The organism is Saccharobesus litoralis (assembly GCF_003063625.1).
GTDB lineage: Bacteria > Pseudomonadota > Gammaproteobacteria > Enterobacterales > Alteromonadaceae > Saccharobesus > Saccharobesus litoralis.
On the sequence record NZ_CP026604.1, the window covers coordinates 3,918,950 to 3,936,246 of the forward strand.

The following is a 17,297-nucleotide window of genomic DNA, read 5'->3' on the forward strand; positions in this document are numbered from 1 at the left end:
TTCAGGCAATATCCTCGTTAATAATATGTAACGTTTTCTTGACAGCAAAACGGCTGTTTAACATTCCAAAGGAAAATAAATGAAACCGAGTATCAAACCGGCTAACCCTAATTTTTCATCTGGTCCTTGTACAAAACGTCCAGGATACGATTTAGCTGCGTTAAGCACTGAAAGTTTAGGTCGTTCGCACCGCAGTGCTATAGGTAAAGACAAGCTTAAGTTAGCTATTGACGAAACGGCTCGTCTGTTAAAACTACCTGAAGGTTATAAAGTAGGTATTGTGCCGGGTTCTGATACTGGCGCTATGGAAATGGCAATGTGGTCGCTGATAGGTCCGCGCGGGGTTGATATTTTTGCGTGGGAATCATTTGGTTCTGGTTGGGCAACAGATGTTGTTAAGCAACTAAAACTAGATAACACCAATGTGTATACCGGCGAATATGGTGAGCTACCTGATTTTAGTCAAGCTAAGTCAGACAACGATATTATTTTCACTTGGAACGGTACAACGTCAGGCGTTAAAGTTGATAACGCAGATTGGATTGCTGACGATCGTCAAGGTCTCACTATTTGTGATGCCACCAGTGCGGTTTTTGCTATGCAAATGCCTTGGGATAAAATTGACGTGGCCACTTTTAGTTGGCAAAAAGTGTTAGGTGGAGAAGGTGCGCATGGTGTATTGATCCTGAGCCCTCGTGCAGTTGAACGCCTAGAGTCTTATACACCAGCATGGCCAATGCCTAAAATTTTCCGTTTAACCAAAGGCGGTAAGTTGATTGACGGTATTTTTAAAGGTGCCACTATCAATACACCATCTATGCTATGTGTAGAAGACTACTTAGATGCACTTAATTGGGTCGAATCAATTGGTGGGTTAGACGCAGCCATTGCTAAAAGTGAAGAAAACTTAAGTGTGTTCACTCAGTTTGTTGAACAGAATGATTGGATTGATTTCTTGGCAGCTCGTCCAGAAATTAATTCCAATACCAGTGTTTGTTTTCAATTAAAAGCGGATGCTGATCAAGTGAAACAAATGGTTAAATTACTTGATAGCGAAGGCGTTGCTTACGACATTGGTGCTTATCGAGATGCGCCAGCCGGCTTGCGCGTTTGGTGTGGTGCCACCGTTGAAAAATCGGATGTTGAAGCGTTATTACCTTGGATTACTTGGGCTTATGAGCAAGTAACAGCCTAAAATAAACAACTAAAAGGTCGGCTTGAGTCGGCCTTTTTTATAACATCAAACCCATAAAATATAACCCAGAGTTAATAAAAAGAGCCGACACGGCCATTAAACTCAGTATCTTTTAATAACGATAAATAATCACAGAGCGCTAAATATGAAATCAATTCGTACTTATAACAATATTTCAGATAAAGGCTTAAGCCGATTCCCACAAGATAAATACACAGTCAGTGCCGACGCTAATACGCCAGACGCAATATTACTTCGTAGTCATAAATTACATTCAGAAGCATTACCCGATTCCGTTTTGGCTGTCGCGCGTGCTGGAGCTGGCGTTAACAACATTCCTGTAAGTGATTATACTCATCAAGGTATTGTGGTATTTAACACACCAGGCGCCAATGCCAATGCGGTAAAAGAGTTAGTATTAGCTAGTTTGTTACTGAGCTCGCGTGGTATTACGCAAAGCATGAATTATGTTGATTCATTAGCGAATGAAACCGACAGTGCTGCGTTACATAAAAAAGTTGAAGCAGGCAAAAAAGCCTATGGCGGCTGTGAGCTTGAAGGCAAAACCCTTGGCGTCGTTGGCTTAGGTGCTATCGGCGCTAAAGTTGCCAACTTAGCTTTAAGTTTAGGCATGAAAGTAATTGGCTATGATCCTAAATTGAGCGTAGAAGCCGCATGGCGTTTATCGAGTAAAGTCAGCCGAGCTGAAAACCTTAATTCATTATTAGCACGTTCCGATTACGTGACTTTACATGTGCCTGTGGTTCCTGCGACCAAAGGCTTTATGAATGAAGAAGCCTTTAATACCATTAAAGAGGGCGCTAAGTTAATTAACTTAGCGCGCGGTGAACTGGTTGATGAGCAAGCCGCTATTGATGCATTAGATTCAGGCAAGCTTGGAATGTATGTCGCTGATTTTCCGAGTGAGGCTTTAATTAAACACGATAAAGTGATTTTATTCCCACATTTGGGTGCCAGTACCCGCGAAGCCGAAGAAAATTGTGCAGTGATGGCCGCAGACCAACTGATGGATTTTCTTGAAAACGGCAATATAGTTAACTCAGTTAATTTTCCGGCGATAGCCATGGAGCGCACGACAGGTTACCGAATTACTTTTGCCAATGATAATGTGCCTAAAGTACTAGGAACGGTATTAAATCAGTTAGCGGATTTAAACATTAACGTACTGGATATGGTTAATAAAAGCCGTGACGATATTGCCTATACGATATTAGATATTGAGCAAGAGCCAACAGACGAACTACTTAATGCTATATCGGATGTTGAGCATGTGTTTCATGTTAGGCATGTATAGTCTTCTCGCTCAGGTCTTATGGTTCATTGTCAGCGCTTACTCGCCCCAATCACATAATAGAGCATATGCTCATGGGGTCTCGAAGCTTGACGGCTTCCCCTAAAACCTGATCGCTTTGACTATATAATTAATCGCCTGATTTTAATCATTTCTTCTTAATTATAATGGCGCTTTTTAGCGCCATTTTTGATTGTAATTAGCCAATAAAATAAAATGACAAGGGTAGCACTCACGTAGTAAAGCGAATTACAATTCTTCTCGCTTTTCACTTATCAATATATTAATTGTCATTATTCACTTCTATATTTACACAATATTTTTAAAGCCTGTTCCTGAATTGCTAAATAAAGCTAGCTAGCGCTGTTTCAATTTAAGTTGAAATGTTCTGGAAATGACCTGTCTGTATATTAAACGCATAGACTGTACATTGTTTTGAGTTCTTCAAAACATCAATAACTAAGGGTAAGTTTTGCTTATTTTTTCTGTTTTACGATGTAAAGTGCTTTAATTTTACTTTAAGTCCCCTTGTTTATATTGTTTGTGTATTTTCAATCTTGTATTATCAAAATGGTAGGATAAATAGATGCTTTTATATTTAAGGCATATTTACCTGCAAGTTATTTGGCGCCTGCGATTAGTATAAATATCAATAATCTAATCATTGGATAATGATTTTCATTTTAACGCCGCCTGAAGGGTGAAGGTTTGAGAGCTATTCTTAACTTAAAACTCTATTTTCAAATACCAGTCTGATTTTTTTGAAATAATAATTAGGAAAATACAATGATAAATAAATTGAAAGGGTGTGTTTTAGCCTTTGGATTGGCATGTCTAGGAATGTCACCATTGTCGGTAACTGCTGCAACATCTTACTCAGCAAGCCAAGTATCAGAGATTAGAGAGCAGTTGGTTAACTACTTCGCTGATATTGTTGATGCGGCAGCTCAGATGAAAAACAGTGAGATGATTTTAGCTCAGTTAGAAGAAGCTCAATTACAAATAGAGACAATGTCAGAGCTTGAACTGCAAGAAACTTATAAGCAAATGCAAGCCAATTCTGAACTTTGGTCTTTACCTGATTACCTTTTAAAGGTAGCCGAAATTCAAAATAAAATAGAAAACTATAATAGCGATATTAATGCACCAAAATCATTTCGTGCGGCCACTTTAATGACTAGTTCGGTTCCTAATTTTGATAGCGCAGAAATCTATGAGAAATATGATGAATCGATTCACTGTGTTGATTTTTTAAATTTTATTGACGGTGTCCCTTTTGCTGTTTTTACTTTAGCACAGGAAGTCAGTGCGGGGCTTGCTAGTTTTGCAGCCGACGGGATCGCAAATATTATTAGCCCAAGTATAGTTACTGTCGCAGCTGGTAATGGTGGCGGTGTGCCAAATCCAATAAAAGCTACAGCTGTAGCCGGAGCTCAAGCGGTAAAAGTGTATTGGCAGGCTATTAAATGGTATCGTCAAACAGTTGCAGAATGTAAAGGTAAATTACATAGAAAGTATCTTTATGAAGTTGTAGGGTTACAACAGGCTGATCATACGCCTAAAAAAGAAATTCAAGTCAGCACAGAGTATGTTGGTCGAGATATTAAAGGAAAATTCCAAGATTACTACTTTATTGTGCATGCCAAACTAGATGGTCAACCAATTGATGTTCGTTTTGTATCAGCGAAATTAAGCGATGAAACTGTACCGGTTAGTTTTATCGAAAATGCAGATAGAAGAACCGTTAGCCTACGCAATTTAGGTGCTGGCCTATATGAGCTGAAGTTGTCTTATAACGATCCAGATATTACCCATCCTCGTAAAATGCAGTTAGTTGTTGAACATACGCGCAACTCAGCTAAATACGGTCAAACCGTAACACACACTGGGGTTTCTTTTACTGACGTTATGAACTAGCGCATAAAAGAATTTAAGGCTTTTAAACTGTTCTATAAAAACGCACTGCGACATTTATAGATAAAACAGTAAGCAATAAATATAGCCGCCATTAGTTTTACACTTTTGGCGGTTATTAATTGGAAAAGGGATCATAATATTTAGCTATGGTGCCCAAGCGACCAGCTTTTGATAACACATATAAATGCTGATGAGTTCGCATTACGCCCCTCAAAAGTAACATGCGCAAAACTTGCTCGATAATTCTAAATACCAGCCATTTTCTTATTTCAATTCCGTTAGTCAAAAATATTGCTGTAGCTATACCGGTGCAATAAAACCTTATTATTGGCAAGGAGCCAAAAGTTTGCGTTTAAAACCCGTGAATGTTTTCGTTGTAACATTTAGAATTGTGTTTAACCAATGGCTAAGGAAAAATGTAAATGAAGTATGTGCCGCTAGGAACAAGTGGATTATCGGTTTCAAATATTTGTTTAGGCAGTATGACTTGGGGATTTCAAAATAACCAACAAGATGCTGATCAACAAATTAATTATGCGTTAGAGCAAGGTATTAACTTTATTGATACCGCTGAAATGTATGCGATACCACCGACACCAGAAACTTTTGGCACAACAGAAACCATAATTGGTGATTGGCTACGACGTAACCCAACACGACGCAAAGACTTTGTGCTAGCGAGCAAAATTGTTGGCAGCGGTTTACCTTGGATCCGTGAAGGCAGTGAGATCACTGGCCAATCTGTGATATTAGCTGTTGATGATTCTTTAAAACGCTTACAAACCGATCATATCGATTTATATCAACTTCATTGGCCGAATAGGGCACATCCGCATTTTGGCAAACATTGGGTAGGTGACATCCGCTTTAGTCACGTCAACGCAGCAGCGCACAAAGCGCAGATGTTGGATATTTTAACGGCAATAGATACTTGCGTTAAAGCGGGAAAAATCGGCCATTTTGGTTTATCAGACGATACCACTTGGGGTATAAAAACGTATTTAGAGTTAGCTAAAACTCACGATTTAGCGCCTGTTGTGTCCATTCAAAATGAATTTAACCTATTGCAAACCAAAGATTGGCCCTATCTTATCGAGCAATGCGTACATGACAATATCGCTTATTTACCTTGGTCGCCTTTGGCGCGTGGCATTTTAACTGGTAAATATATTGATGGTGCAAGGCCAAAAGGTAGCCGCTTAACTTATCCGCAACGTAATGGTGAATTTAGAGACACCCCCAGTGTTAATGAGGCGACCAAAGCCTATTGTCAGTTGGCGAAAGATTTGGCAATACCACCAGCGCATTTAGCGTTAGCTTGGTGTAAACAAGTGGATGGTGTCACTTCAACCATCATTGGTGCGACTAATATGGAACAGTTGAAAGAAGACATTGCTGCGTTTTCTATCGAATTAAGCCAAGAGGCGATTAACGAAATTATAGGCATAATGAAACGCTACCCGTCACCATTCTAAGTCGTTGTTTTTTTGCGAACATTTATGTTTGCAGAGCCTGCAAAATCAACCCTTGTTGGCGAACATTCATGTTTGCAGAGCCTGCAAAACCAACCCTTGTAGGCGAAAATTCATGTTTGCAGAGCCTGCAAAACCAACCCGTTGTAGGCGAACATTTATGTTTGCATAGCCTGCAACCTTCGAATAGCAATTTTGCTTGGGTTTCTAGGTATGTAACTCAGTAAATCTAATCGTCTTTGAAAAGCAGACATAGCAGTCACTGCGGGTGAGGTGGGTAATTGAGTGTAGCAAGATATAACTAAGGTGCGTCCAAAAAGTGACGCACTCTGTTAGCAAGGGGTAGCTGGCAATTGTTTGATAACAACGTTCGTCATTATCAAATGGGTTATTTTAAGACTTTTCTTCGGCTTTCAACTTAATTATTAATTCAATATGCGGAATAAGCTCTTCAATTTCACGAATGTGATCACGTAATGAAATCCAACGTTCTAGTGATAATTTTCCTGAATCTAAAATAGCTGCCTTTAGTTCACTCACTAAGGAGTTATCTTTCGTTTGTTCAATAAACTCATTGATATGCAATAAATCATCAATCTCTGATTGTGAAATGATTTCATCATTTTTCGTCATAGGATCCCCGTAGCTATGTTCTATGTTCATCATTTATTATTCCCGCTATTGTTTTTAACTGTAGCAGGTAAATGAACTAACGACCAAACATGTCATTGGATGGCTGTAGGGTAAGCTACTTTTTAAAGGCGCTATTGCAATCCATTGTAATGATTACCATTCTGTATTTTCAGTGATCAACACTTAGCAGTAACAAGTAAACGGACTTTCAAGGTGTTTTCCATTGAGGAAGATCTAATCTAACCTATAATTCAGCAGGGTAGTTTGCGCTCGGATGCGAAGCAAATTTCACGCAGCTTAATTAGTGAAAATATTGGGTGTAGTCATATTAAGACTGGGCATGGAAAATTATTGGGAAGATATATGAGTGAATTAATCATCTATCAAAATGACGACGGCAGCATTGCGCTGCCGATAAAAGTTGAAGCAGAGAGTATTTGGCTAACACAAGTTCAACTTGCGGAATTATTCGATAAAGATGTGCGAACGATTAATGAACACATTAAAAACATATATAAAACCGCTGAGTTAGATGAAGATTCAACTTTCCGGAAATTCCGGATAGTTCGCCAAGAAGGTAAACGATGAACTGCTAATTAACGATAACACGCTAGTTGCTTTGGCTTTATTAGTTGCCGAGAGTAAACCAGAACAAAAAGAATTAATCATACGGCTGGTTGAGCACTTTATCGTACTTAAGGAAGACTCATGATAATTAAAGCAACGTAGGGCCGAATTTATTTCGGCTAACACATGGTTTGTCGATGTAAAATCAACCCTAAAATTTAGCGCATGGTGATAAATTCAACCGTTAAAATCTTTAGAGTTAAGGTATTAGTACTGTTTCCAGAAATAAATGAACAGTTGAAAGCACTGAGGTAGTAAGAAAAACTAAATTAATGTAGGTCGCCGTGCTCTGTTCCCGACGCTTAACGGTATTTACTACATTCATGTAGGTCGAAATTTATTTCGACAATAGCGGCAAGGCTGCTACAAGCTTGGTTTCTAGACGCCTCTTAGCGTACTACTACAAAAATTCTGTCGAAAAGGAATTAAACCCTGCCCGTAATGGTTTTAAAAACTAAGGCTAAATTTCGTCTAAATTGACCTGATATCGGGTACTTCTTCCACCTTTTTCGAGTTTTATTAAGCAACCTTTTTCTACCAGTTCTGATAAATCCCTTGTCGCAGTCGCTTTACTCACTTTAGCAAGAGATTGGTATTTTGAGGCGTTAATTCCATCGTTAAATTCTTCGCCCAGACAATCGAGAAAAAGGTTATCAAGTAAACGGTTTAATACTTTGGTTTGTCTTTCACTTAATGTTGTTTGGCTATGCTTGTACCAGAACTTAGATTTGTTTAATACGCGATCAATTCTAAAGCGGCCAAGTTCTATTGTTTCGGCTAACACATCTAAGAACCAAGTAAGCCAAGTTGTAATGTCTAAATCATTGCCAGAGTCGATTTGTGACTCTGACTTTATATTTTGAGTCAATTTAAAGTGATCATAGTAGTCATTGCGGTGGCTTTCTATTGTCGCGCTCAATGAATAAAAGCGAACTGATGTATTATCCGCTTGGGCTAATGCTCTATCGGTTAATGCTCGGGCGACACGACCATTACCGTCATCAAACGGGTGTATAGTTAAAAACCATAAGTGAGCGATACCCGCTTTAAGCAAGGGGTGTATTTCATTACTGCTTGAGTTAAACCAATCAACAAACTTTGCTAGTTCTTGGTTTAGAATAGATTTGGGTGGAGCTTCAAAATGAACGGTTTGTTGTCTGCCACGGTAAGAAATAACCTGCATAGGTTCGTCACCGTGTATTCCATCATTTCTAAGATCGCCTATCGTAAGCTCACTAAGTTGCGGTAGCTCTGGAAATAGTAGAGTTTGCCATTCGCATAGTGTTTCAACTGTTAAAGGTGTGTCCAAACTTTCAGTTGCTAGAACCAGCATAGAAACCAAGCAATCAGTTTGCTTGGTGCCAGGTGTTAATTTGCACCCATATGGATCCATTTCATTTGCGGCATAATAGATCCACCCAATTAGCACCGTAATAGATCCACCACATTTGCGGCTTATTGGATCCACTTTTGACCTAATTTCCCCCTCAGACTTTCGTTAATCTAGCGTATCTTTGATTGTTTTTTCAGTCAGGAGATAGGCATGGCAAACCGGAGGTTTGAAATGTACCAATACAGACAGATCCTCGTTCGCATGCGAATGGGAGATTCCAATCGAGCTATTGCCGATAGCGGCTTAGCTGGACGCAATAAAGTTAAGGCCATCAAGAAATTAGCGCAGGAACAAGGCTGGCTTAACCTTGACAATGACTTGCCTGATAACAACCAACTGGCTGAACTGTTGGGCGAGAAAGCACCAACCCCAACCACCACGTCTTATGTAGAGCCTTATGCTGAACAAGTTACTCGGTGGTATGAGCAAGGGATCCAAGGCACAACAATCCATCAAGCTTTAGTGGATAAATATGGCTTCAAGGGAAGTTACTGGTCAGTCAGTCGTTACCTTAAAGCCTTGTCACAGAAAGCACCAAAAGCGACAACCGTTATCGATTTTTTGCCTGGTGATACGGCGCAAGTGGATTTCGGTGCTGGCCCGCTAATCGTTGATACTCGTACCGGAGAGTTGCGTAAAAGCTGGATCTTTGTAATGACGCTCTCATGGAGCCGACATATTTACGCAGAGTTTATCCGCGACCAAAGCACAGCAACTTGGCTGGCCTGTCATCGACGGGCGTTTGAATGGTTTAAAGGTGTTCCCAAGCGCGTCATTATCGATAATCCCAAATGTGCCATCACTAAGGCTTGCTACCATGATCCACAAGTGCAACGCGCATACGGTGAATGTGCTGAAGGATATGGCTTTTTAATCGCACCTTGTCCTGTACGCGATCCTCAGAAAAAAGGCCGCGTAGAATCTAATGTGAAGTACATTAAGAATAGCTTTGTGCCCTTGAAAGACTTCCGAGGCTTAAGTGATGCGAACGCTCAGCTTAAGGATTGGTTATTGTCAGTCGCCGGTAATCGCAAACACGGCACCACTAAATGTCAGCCTCTTGAACGTTTTAGTGAGATCGAGCAAGCACTATTAAAACCACTCCCCGAGATCCCTCCTGAGCAAGCGGTCTGGGCTAAAGCTAAAGTTCACGGTGATGGCCACGTGCAATTTGAACATTGTCGTTACTCAGTTCCCTACACGCTAGTTCGTGAAACCGTATGGCTCAAAGCGACGGATAATATGATACGGATCTATCAAGAGCATGAACTCAAAGCGACACACCCTCGCTTATTTCATCAAGGCGGCCGTTCAACCGTACCAGAACATCAACCACCTGAGGCACAAGCTTACAATATGCGCGATCCTCAATATTGTTTAACTCAATCAAAACGTATTGGTGAGTCTTGCTACCTCTTTATTCAAAGGCTGTTTGCCAGTCGAGTATTAGATAACTTGCGGGCAGCCCAAGGTGTCGTGGGGTTAACCAAACGTTATGGAGATAAACGGGTTGAAGCGGCGTGTTTACGGGCTTTAACCTTCGATAACGTGCGCTATAGCGCGGTTAAACAGATCCTTGAAAAAGGGTTAGACCAACAACCCAATGAAACTAACGCATTCGATACCTTAAGTGACGTATACACAGGTGGTGGCCGTTTCCACCGCGATCCCAACAAACTTCTCCCTCATTAAATAACAAGGAAAAAACAATGATAAACCCAATTCCGGAACTCACCCCCTTACTAAAACAACTACGTTTATCAGGTATGACGGACTCGTTGGCCATGCGCAATCGAGAAGCCATTGAGCACCAGCTTAGTTACCCAGATTTCCTTGCTTTATTGATCCAAGATGAAGTGGCACGGCGCGATCAGAAGAAATACGCGACTCGGCTGCGCAGAGCAGGCTTTAGGGGGAACAAAACACTGGAAAGCTTCGATCTAAATGCCAACCCCAACTTGAATCGAGCTTATATCAATGAACTGGCCGACTGCCGGTTTATCGAAGAGCATGTTGCCGTCTTAATCGCAGGGCCTTGTGGTACAGGGAAGAGCCATTTAGCCCAAGCGATAGGCCATTGCGCGGTGAAAAAAGGCATTGATACACTGTTCTTCACGCAAGCTAAATTGCTTTCAAACTTACACGCAGCCAGAGCAACCAATGCTTACGAGAAACGATTTCAAGCACTAGCAAAAGTTGATTTACTTATCATTGATGACTTCGGTTTAAAGCCGCTGAAGTCACCTCAAGATGAAGATCTTCATGATCTGATAGACGAACGATATGAACAAAAATCAACGATCATTACCAGTAATTTAGACTTCAGTGAATGGGGACAAGCTTTCCCCAATAAATTACTTGGAGCAGCCACCCTTGATCGACTTAGACACAACGCCTATCGCCTGGTTTTAGAAGGAGAAAGTTACCGCAAATTACGAGAAAATAATGATCACACTGGACTAGGAGAAAAAAGCGAGAAATAATCACCTTGTCTGAGGGCAAAAATGACCGTTTTAAGTGGATCCATTACGCCGCTAATCACTGGATCTGTTAGGGTGCAAATCGACACCAGGCTTTAAGCCAACTGTATTCAACCCCAGTTGCTTTGCTACGGACGATCTCACTGATCCTACATCTAACTTTTCTCCCTCGATCTCTGATGTGCGAATAGCATTTTGCAGCAACGCATCCATTTGCGCTTCTTTATCAATTGGCTGGGTTAGGGTAGCAGACGAATCAAGCAATTTTTGTTTAGCTTGCTCAATATTGACCAGCTTTTCGTTTATAGCGTTTTCATCAAACTTAAATTGTGGCCACAAACCAGATTGCCAAATATACATAGTAAGCACCATTACGAATTTATGAGCCGATTAAATTGGTCTATTCGGCTCAAATCATGAGCCGAATAATAGGGTGTATTCGGCTCATGGGCAATAGTTATAGTTTAGGCAATTAACGTCATTTCCTAGTTGGTTTATTGAGTATAAAAGTAAGCCAGCGATCTCAGTGTTTACACTAAACCAATTTGAATTTTTTAAGCGCAATCCGATGGTATAAGGGATAGTCAAATCAAGGTTTAAAGAGTACAGATTTGTTATTACTCTGTACTCTCTGTGGGTATACTCGTTTGGGTATACTTAAAAGGGCAATTTATTGATTTGTCATTTATTGGGTTTTCTTTAGCGAAAGCGTTACAGCAATTAACTATTAATACTATGAGCAGAGGTATCCATAAAATGGATTTACAAGCCCATAAATAGAGACCGACTTTGTTTGCTCGTTTATCTAAGAAATCTTCAGATATTTTGATTTCTGCTTTAATTTTTTCTTTAGCGTTCTTGTTCTCATCAGCTCTTAATAATTTTTCTTTTAACAAGCCAAATTGTTTGGTTATGCTGCCTTTAACGTGCTGTAATTTTGCTGAGTGGCCGTCTAGTGCAAAATGCATTATTAAGGTCAACATAGCTAATGCTGCAAAAAAGCCCCACATTTGAATTGTTGAATGATCTTTCCGGAAAATATAAACCCAGACACCAAATGAGGCAGGGACAGTCGTTAGTTTTAAACTAATATCAACCAGAGAAGAATTTACGTTATCTAAGTATTTGAGGGTACTTTCTTCAACTTCCTGTTTTAGTTTGCTAAATGAGAGGCCTGTTATGAATAATTCTAGATTAACGTGATACGTTAGATCTATGTCTTTCCAATGATTTATTAAAAAGTGTAAATCATTTTCTGATTTTTTCTTTTTACTAAACTCTTCACATATTGCAGCCTTTAGAAGCATTGATTTTTCATTCTCAAAAGCGCTGTCGGATTCGCCACTGCCTATTGCAGCATCTAAAATGGCATAATTGTTTAAGGGTAAAGTAATGGTTTCTGCGTCGATCGTTAACTTTATATCGACTAATTTTGAATCGCCTTTGTCTTCTTTGTCATTTGAATAAAAAGTAACAACCGGAGTATCGTTCCGTTCGTCAAACTTAAAAGCTATTTTTTTAAGCTTTTCTACAAAATCGAGTAGCTCTTCTATTTTTCTTATTTTGTCTGGTTTCTTACTAAAATCATCTTTACCACTGCAATAGTTTTCTTCATGTAAATAGTAAAACTCGGGCCAGTTTTTTTTCGGCAGGTTTTTGAAAACGTCTAACATCTCGTTGACGTTGGTGTAAATTCTATTGTTACAGTTTGCCCGAGAATTGATTTTTAAATTGGCTTTTTTCCCTAGGAATTTGGGCTTTAGTCTGGTTAGTCGAGCTTTTCCATCTGTTTTGTATATTTGAGCATCGTCATTGAAAACTTCTAGTTCGCTAGAGTTTTGATCTACACATAAAAGACCAAATACATCTTCAATTAGCGCCCAAATATTTTCATTAATTAAGACGTCTTTTGCTAAATACTTGTTACTGTCAGTGGAATCAAAATTATTAACTAGGCGGATTAACTCGACCAGTTTAAATAACTCGTTGTTCGTTTTGTCAGACATAGATTTAAATCAGGGTTAGCTTAAATCTGACTTTAAGTCTTTAATCAAGCTTTCGGAAAGTTTAGTAATTATAAGTCTTTTATTTTTTTCGTCGAATTGAATATCAGATGATTCAGAAGTCCCAATCAAATGTCTTTTTGCGTTAAGTGTCCAGTCACCGCCTTTATCCGAAATTTTAATTTTGAGGCATTTTAATGCCGCTGTACTATTGCACTTAAAGCGAGATGAAACGTTATAGGGATCGTTGTTAGCGAATTCCGTAAATCCAATGTCGAGTTCATCTTTAACTTCTTCTGGAATTAACGTAGTAACTAAATCGTCAACTTTGTCTAAGGAATATTCTCGCTCTGATGTCTTACTCATTTCCAATATTTTGGAAGCTACGATTTCTACTGCTTCGCTCCTAAACGGTGAGATCTTTTCGTTATTATCAAAATAGTCGCTAACAGCATCTAAAACATCTTCAGTTGCTTTTTTATCATGAGTAATATTTGTACAGCCTAAAGCATCTATGAAGTAACCAACTTTATCCGTTTTACTGCCTGGTGGCTTGATAAAAGATAAGTATGAGTTAATTTCAGAAAAATCTTCATTCTTATCCTTTTTCCATTCAGCGTAGTTAGTAAGGTTGATTCGCGCAGCTGAGTGTAGTTTCGATAAATCAACTGTCTGAATAGTATGAGGTTCAAGGTCTTTTAACTCAATACCATTTTTTTTCTTAACGATTGCTATAAGCAACATATCGTTATCATGAGTATTGGGTGACGTACTTTTATATGAAGAAAATACAAAATAGCCACCTGTAGCAAAATTTAAGCCTTTTACTTCTTTTACAATTTTATCCATTGTTAATTTGCTGAACTTTTCAAACGTTATTTCACCTTTCATGAATCGAGTAACAAATGTATGAAAAAGTTGTGCCTCTCCGTGATCAAAAGTTCCTTGGGCGGAAATATTACCTTTGGAACCATACACTTTGATTATGCTATTGATAAGGGCTTCTACTGGTTCTTTAGTTACGTCAAGAAGCGAACCTAAGGTATAGGTAGTTGGCTTTTTAACTTCGCCTTTTTTTACTTTTTCTTTAAAAAGTTCGTGAATAATAACTTGTTGCAGCGACATTAGATTTATTTCCTTATTAACTTCATGGTTAAGTTAAAGTAAGGGGAGATAAATATCAAATTTTATTCAGTATAGAGTTTCATTCCTGATAGCTTATAGATACTAGGCATCGATTTACCTGTGCCTGGCAATCTTTCCTTAGTCTTAAGCCTATTTTCTTTACGTTCACAATCTCGCAGTATTAAAGCGCCCATATCACGTAAGATTCTGGCTATACGTTTGTGGTCGTAGCCTTTGCAGATAACCTTTTCAAAAGAAGTTGGGTAGATGTAACAAATCACTTAGGTACTTAAGTTTCGTCTGGAACAAGAAACCTGCGAATACGTTTATTTAATAACTTTGTTTCGTAAATATGAACTCAGTTTACTTTAATAATGGCGCTGGATACCTGAATACTCAGGTATGACGGTAATTTTTATACCTGTGGTAGCACTTTTCCCTAAATTTACGAACACACTGAGAAGTTACTGTTTTGGTTGTTTGAATTTCAGGTATAAAAAAAGACGCTAAAAAGCGTCTTTTTCTAATTGGTGGAGCCGGCGGGATTTGAACCCGCGTCCGGAAAACCGCCATCGTCGGTCCTACATGCTTAGTTCTTCTTTACATTCACCTAAGAGCTGCGGAAGAACACGCCACTTTTAGACTATCCTGAATTAAATTTCGTGGTTCAGCTCTCAGGCGGGAGCATCCGCACTAGACAGTTTGGGTTTGAACTTCTGTGATTCCCCGTCTTACTGACGGAAGCTAGGGCAGAAGTGCTACAAGCAGGTTATTAAGCTGCTAGAGCGTAAGTTTCGTCGTTTGCGACTATTTTTTTGCGGCTTTTTACGTGGCCAACCGCCCCACGACATGCACCTAAGACTTTGTGAATCCCGTCGAATCCTAATCGGCCCCGAGGTTTAGTTAATTAAACAATCAACTAGACCATTAAAACGTTATTCGTCTTGGTAGGAATATTGTATTACAGCGTTACGGCTTAAGTAAACGTTTGTTTTACGTAAGCCGCTGTTTTGTGGTTTAAGTGCTGTTTTTTTAAGCTTTACACACGGCTGATACAGAAGATGATTTAACCGTTGAGTATAAATGAACTTCGAGTTGGGTGGTGTCGAGTGATTGCCAGAGTGTTTTATAGCCGCGGCTAGGGCACAAGGCAACTTGGATATAAGTTGATGTTTGCGTTTCGTTCATTTCCATACGCTCTGGGATCTGAATATAAGCTTTAACTAATCCAGGCTCTGATTCGGTTCCCATGTAATACCAGTTGCCACCAACAAATTTACGACGAAAGTATTGGCCTAAGCTCGCAATGGTTTCTGCATTGGCTAGGGTTAACACTTCTTTGGCGCGTGATTGCGACATGGCTGTTTGTTGTGGCTCTGAATATTGAATGCTTGGTTGTTGCGGTTGCTCAATAGTTTGAGTTTGTATTGCGTTGTTTTCGTGTGTTGCTGGCTTTTTTGCAGCTAGGTGTTTTTCTGGTTCGCTTTCAAACAACCAGACAAGTGATGAAATTGATGAGCCAACACCAGCAGCGTAGATGACGGTTAATACAACCAGTGTCCATACCAAACGCATTTTAAAGTTTGATTGTTGTTTCCATTGCAAGATTTTTTCTTGCACGGTAATCGGTTTTACTTTGCGTTTTGTTGATGTTGCCATGCGTTTTTTGGTTTCTTGACGGATTTTATTAAAGTCGTTCTGCTGGTTAAATGTCATTGCAGAGTTTGCTGGTCTGGTCATAGTTCTCATTTTTACTTCCTTGTTTTACTGCTCATTAGCGGGTTTGTTTTTTCAATGAGTGTATTGTAGTAAATCTGTAAACTTTGTATTTGAACTTGGTCACAAAACCTTATGTGGCGGGCGTGGTAGGAGGTTTAACCATTTCATAATTCCTCCACATTTGGACAAATTGTGCAGAAAATATGGAAGCAATGTGAACTAATTAACGCTTTTGTGTCTGAAGTGCTTATCTTTCTACTATGTCATAAAACTCGTTCTATACTCAATGGGATTGGACGATTTTCGTTCAACTATTTTTTTGTTTTAAGATGATGAGTGAGGAATTGCTCGTCGTAGTATCTTGAGGACAACCTTATGATTTTGCTCGTTGGCGGCGAGAAGGGCGGCAGTGGTAAAAGCTGTCTTGCTCAAAACCTTGCCGTGTATTTTGCTCACGAACAGAACGCTAGCGTAATGCTAGTAGACTGTGACCCCCAGCGCACCACTTCTGATTGGATCCAAGCTCGACACAATATGCCTGAGTTAGCATGGATTAATTGTGTTCAACTTTATGGAAAAATTCGTTACGAACTCATGAGTTTTGAGAGTCACTACGATGTGGTAGTGATTGACTGTGGTGGTCAAGACAGTACTACACTGCGAGCAGCCATGTCAGTGGCGACGCATATTTTGTTGCCACTTCGGCCAAAACGCCGAGATTTAAAAACCCTACCTCATATGGAGGAGCTAGTGTCGGCTTGTTCTATGATCAACCCGAATATGAAAGCCACTGTGGTGATGACACAATGCCCATCTTTACCGACACAAGCTAACCGGATTTTAGATGCTAAGGAATGTTGTCGGTCTTACGGCTTGAATGTGTTAAATGCTGTTACCTATGCGCGCAATATTTATGATGACAGTGAAGAGCAAGGCGCTTCAGTACTTGAGCTTGACTCTTCAGGTAAAGCGGCTGATGAGATCCGTCATATTATTGATGAGCTTATTTTAGTTGAGGCAGAGGAGGTAGCTCATGGGGTTTGCGGATCTGAAACGACATTACCGACCGCCGTCTAATTTAAAAGTGGTGAGCGTTGATAGTTTTATTGACGATGCCACTTTGTACGCACAAGGCTTAGTAAATCAAGTTGAACATGCAGATAACAACCGTGCGCTTGTCGAGGGTAAGCCTAAATCGCCGGCACGAAGAATTAGGCGATTTAGTGCTTGCACTTTTACTTTGGATAAAGCAGCGCGCGAGGGTATTGCTAAATTGGCTGATGAATTGGGTTTTAATAAGTCTCAGTTAATTAGAGAAATGACACGTTATTTGCAGGCTAATCACACTCGACAATTGGAGCTGTTATTAACTACGTCAAATGCGAGTAAAAACCTAAATTCAGGTTGATTCTGACAGCCTA

The 17,297-nt window shown here is 39.7% G+C and carries 15 protein-coding genes and 1 other RNA gene; 9 read left to right on the forward strand and 7 right to left on the reverse strand.

Going from position 1 to position 17,297, the window contains the following annotated elements; genetic code table 11:
• Positions 1-79: 79 nt before the first annotated feature.
• From C2869_RS14180 to C2869_RS14195, 4 genes are all read left to right on the forward strand, one after another.
• Entirely contained in the window at positions 80-1,195 is a 1,116-nt protein-coding gene (locus C2869_RS14180; RefSeq protein WP_108603564.1) for a phosphoserine transaminase, read from the forward strand.
• Between the two features lie 145 nt (positions 1,196-1,340).
• Positions 1,341-2,510 carry a phosphoglycerate dehydrogenase gene (locus tag C2869_RS14185; protein WP_108603565.1) on the forward strand — a complete coding sequence of 390 codons (1,170 nt, stop codon included), beginning with the start codon at positions 1,341-1,343 and terminating at the stop codon, positions 2,508-2,510.
• Positions 2,511-3,293: 783 nt separating this feature from the next.
• A complete protein-coding gene (locus C2869_RS14190) occupies positions 3,294-4,424 on the forward strand; it encodes a hypothetical protein (RefSeq protein WP_159084182.1) in 1,131 nt (376 codons plus the stop codon).
• A gap of 422 nt (positions 4,425-4,846) precedes the next feature.
• Complete coding sequence (locus C2869_RS14195) at positions 4,847-5,899, forward strand: aldo/keto reductase (protein ID WP_108603567.1); 1,053 nt, start codon at positions 4,847-4,849, stop codon at positions 5,897-5,899.
• A 390-nt stretch (positions 5,900-6,289) separates the two neighbouring features.
• Here C2869_RS14195 and C2869_RS14200 read toward each other — a convergent pair whose 3' ends face one another.
• Positions 6,290-6,562 carry a hypothetical protein gene (locus tag C2869_RS14200; protein WP_159084183.1) on the reverse strand — a complete coding sequence of 91 codons (273 nt, stop codon included), beginning with the start codon at positions 6,560-6,562 and terminating at the stop codon, positions 6,290-6,292.
• A gap of 330 nt (positions 6,563-6,892) precedes the next feature.
• On the opposite strand from C2869_RS14200, the gene C2869_RS14205 reads away from it, so the two are divergent.
• Positions 6,893-7,117 carry a hypothetical protein gene (locus tag C2869_RS14205; protein ID WP_108603569.1) on the forward strand — a complete coding sequence of 75 codons (225 nt, stop codon included), beginning with the start codon at positions 6,893-6,895 and terminating at the stop codon, positions 7,115-7,117.
• A 499-nt stretch (positions 7,118-7,616) separates the two neighbouring features.
• Here the strand turns inward: C2869_RS14205 and C2869_RS14210 are convergent, their stop codons facing one another.
• Positions 7,617-8,624, reverse strand: a complete 1,008-nt coding sequence (locus C2869_RS14210; RefSeq protein ID WP_199915572.1) for a Fic family protein — start codon at positions 8,622-8,624, stop codon at positions 7,617-7,619.
• 96 nt (positions 8,625-8,720) lie between these two features.
• Between C2869_RS14210 and istA the strand changes: the two genes are divergently transcribed.
• Together istA and istB are read left to right on the forward strand one after the other, a co-directional pair.
• Positions 8,721-10,241: an IS21 family transposase gene (gene istA / locus C2869_RS14215; protein WP_108601201.1), complete on the forward strand. Its 1,521-nt coding sequence runs from the start codon at positions 8,721-8,723 to the stop codon at positions 10,239-10,241.
• A gap of 17 nt (positions 10,242-10,258) precedes the next feature.
• Positions 10,259-11,032, forward strand: coding sequence for an IS21-like element helper ATPase IstB (gene istB / locus C2869_RS14220; RefSeq protein ID WP_329604269.1), 774 nt, complete (start codon positions 10,259-10,261; stop codon positions 11,030-11,032).
• 51 nt (positions 11,033-11,083) lie between these two features.
• Here the strand turns inward: istB and C2869_RS14225 are convergent, their stop codons facing one another.
• The 5 genes from C2869_RS14225 to C2869_RS14245 form a co-directional block, all read right to left on the reverse strand.
• Positions 11,084-11,389 (reverse strand): DUF4172 domain-containing protein, encoded by a 306-nt coding sequence (locus tag C2869_RS14225; RefSeq protein WP_159084184.1) that lies wholly within the window; start codon positions 11,387-11,389, stop codon positions 11,084-11,086.
• Positions 11,390-11,646: 257 nt separating this feature from the next.
• On the reverse strand, positions 11,647-13,035 hold the full coding sequence (locus C2869_RS14230) for a hypothetical protein (protein ID WP_108603572.1): 1,389 nt from the start codon (positions 13,033-13,035) through the stop codon (positions 11,647-11,649).
• Between the two features lie 15 nt (positions 13,036-13,050).
• The gene (locus C2869_RS14235; RefSeq protein ID WP_108603573.1) at positions 13,051-14,157 is read right to left on the reverse strand and encodes a nucleoid-associated protein; all 1,107 of its coding nucleotides are present in this window, start codon (positions 14,155-14,157) and stop codon (positions 13,051-13,053) included.
• Positions 14,158-14,685: 528 nt separating this feature from the next.
• Positions 14,686-15,051: a transfer-messenger RNA gene (ssrA, locus tag C2869_RS14240) on the reverse strand.
• A 138-nt stretch (positions 15,052-15,189) separates the two neighbouring features.
• Complete coding sequence (locus C2869_RS14245) at positions 15,190-15,906, reverse strand: hypothetical protein (RefSeq protein WP_159084185.1); 717 nt, start codon at positions 15,904-15,906, stop codon at positions 15,190-15,192.
• 345 nt (positions 15,907-16,251) lie between these two features.
• Between C2869_RS14245 and C2869_RS14250 the strand changes: the two genes are divergently transcribed.
• Together C2869_RS14250 and C2869_RS14255 are read left to right on the forward strand one after the other, a co-directional pair.
• On the forward strand, positions 16,252-16,953 hold the full coding sequence (locus C2869_RS14250; RefSeq protein ID WP_108603575.1) for an AAA family ATPase: 702 nt from the start codon (positions 16,252-16,254) through the stop codon (positions 16,951-16,953).
• Positions 16,910-17,284 (forward strand): hypothetical protein, encoded by a 375-nt coding sequence (locus C2869_RS14255; protein WP_159084186.1) that lies wholly within the window; start codon positions 16,910-16,912, stop codon positions 17,282-17,284. Before C2869_RS14250 ends, C2869_RS14255 begins: the two co-directional genes overlap by 44 nt.
• Positions 17,285-17,297 lie beyond the last annotated feature (13 nt).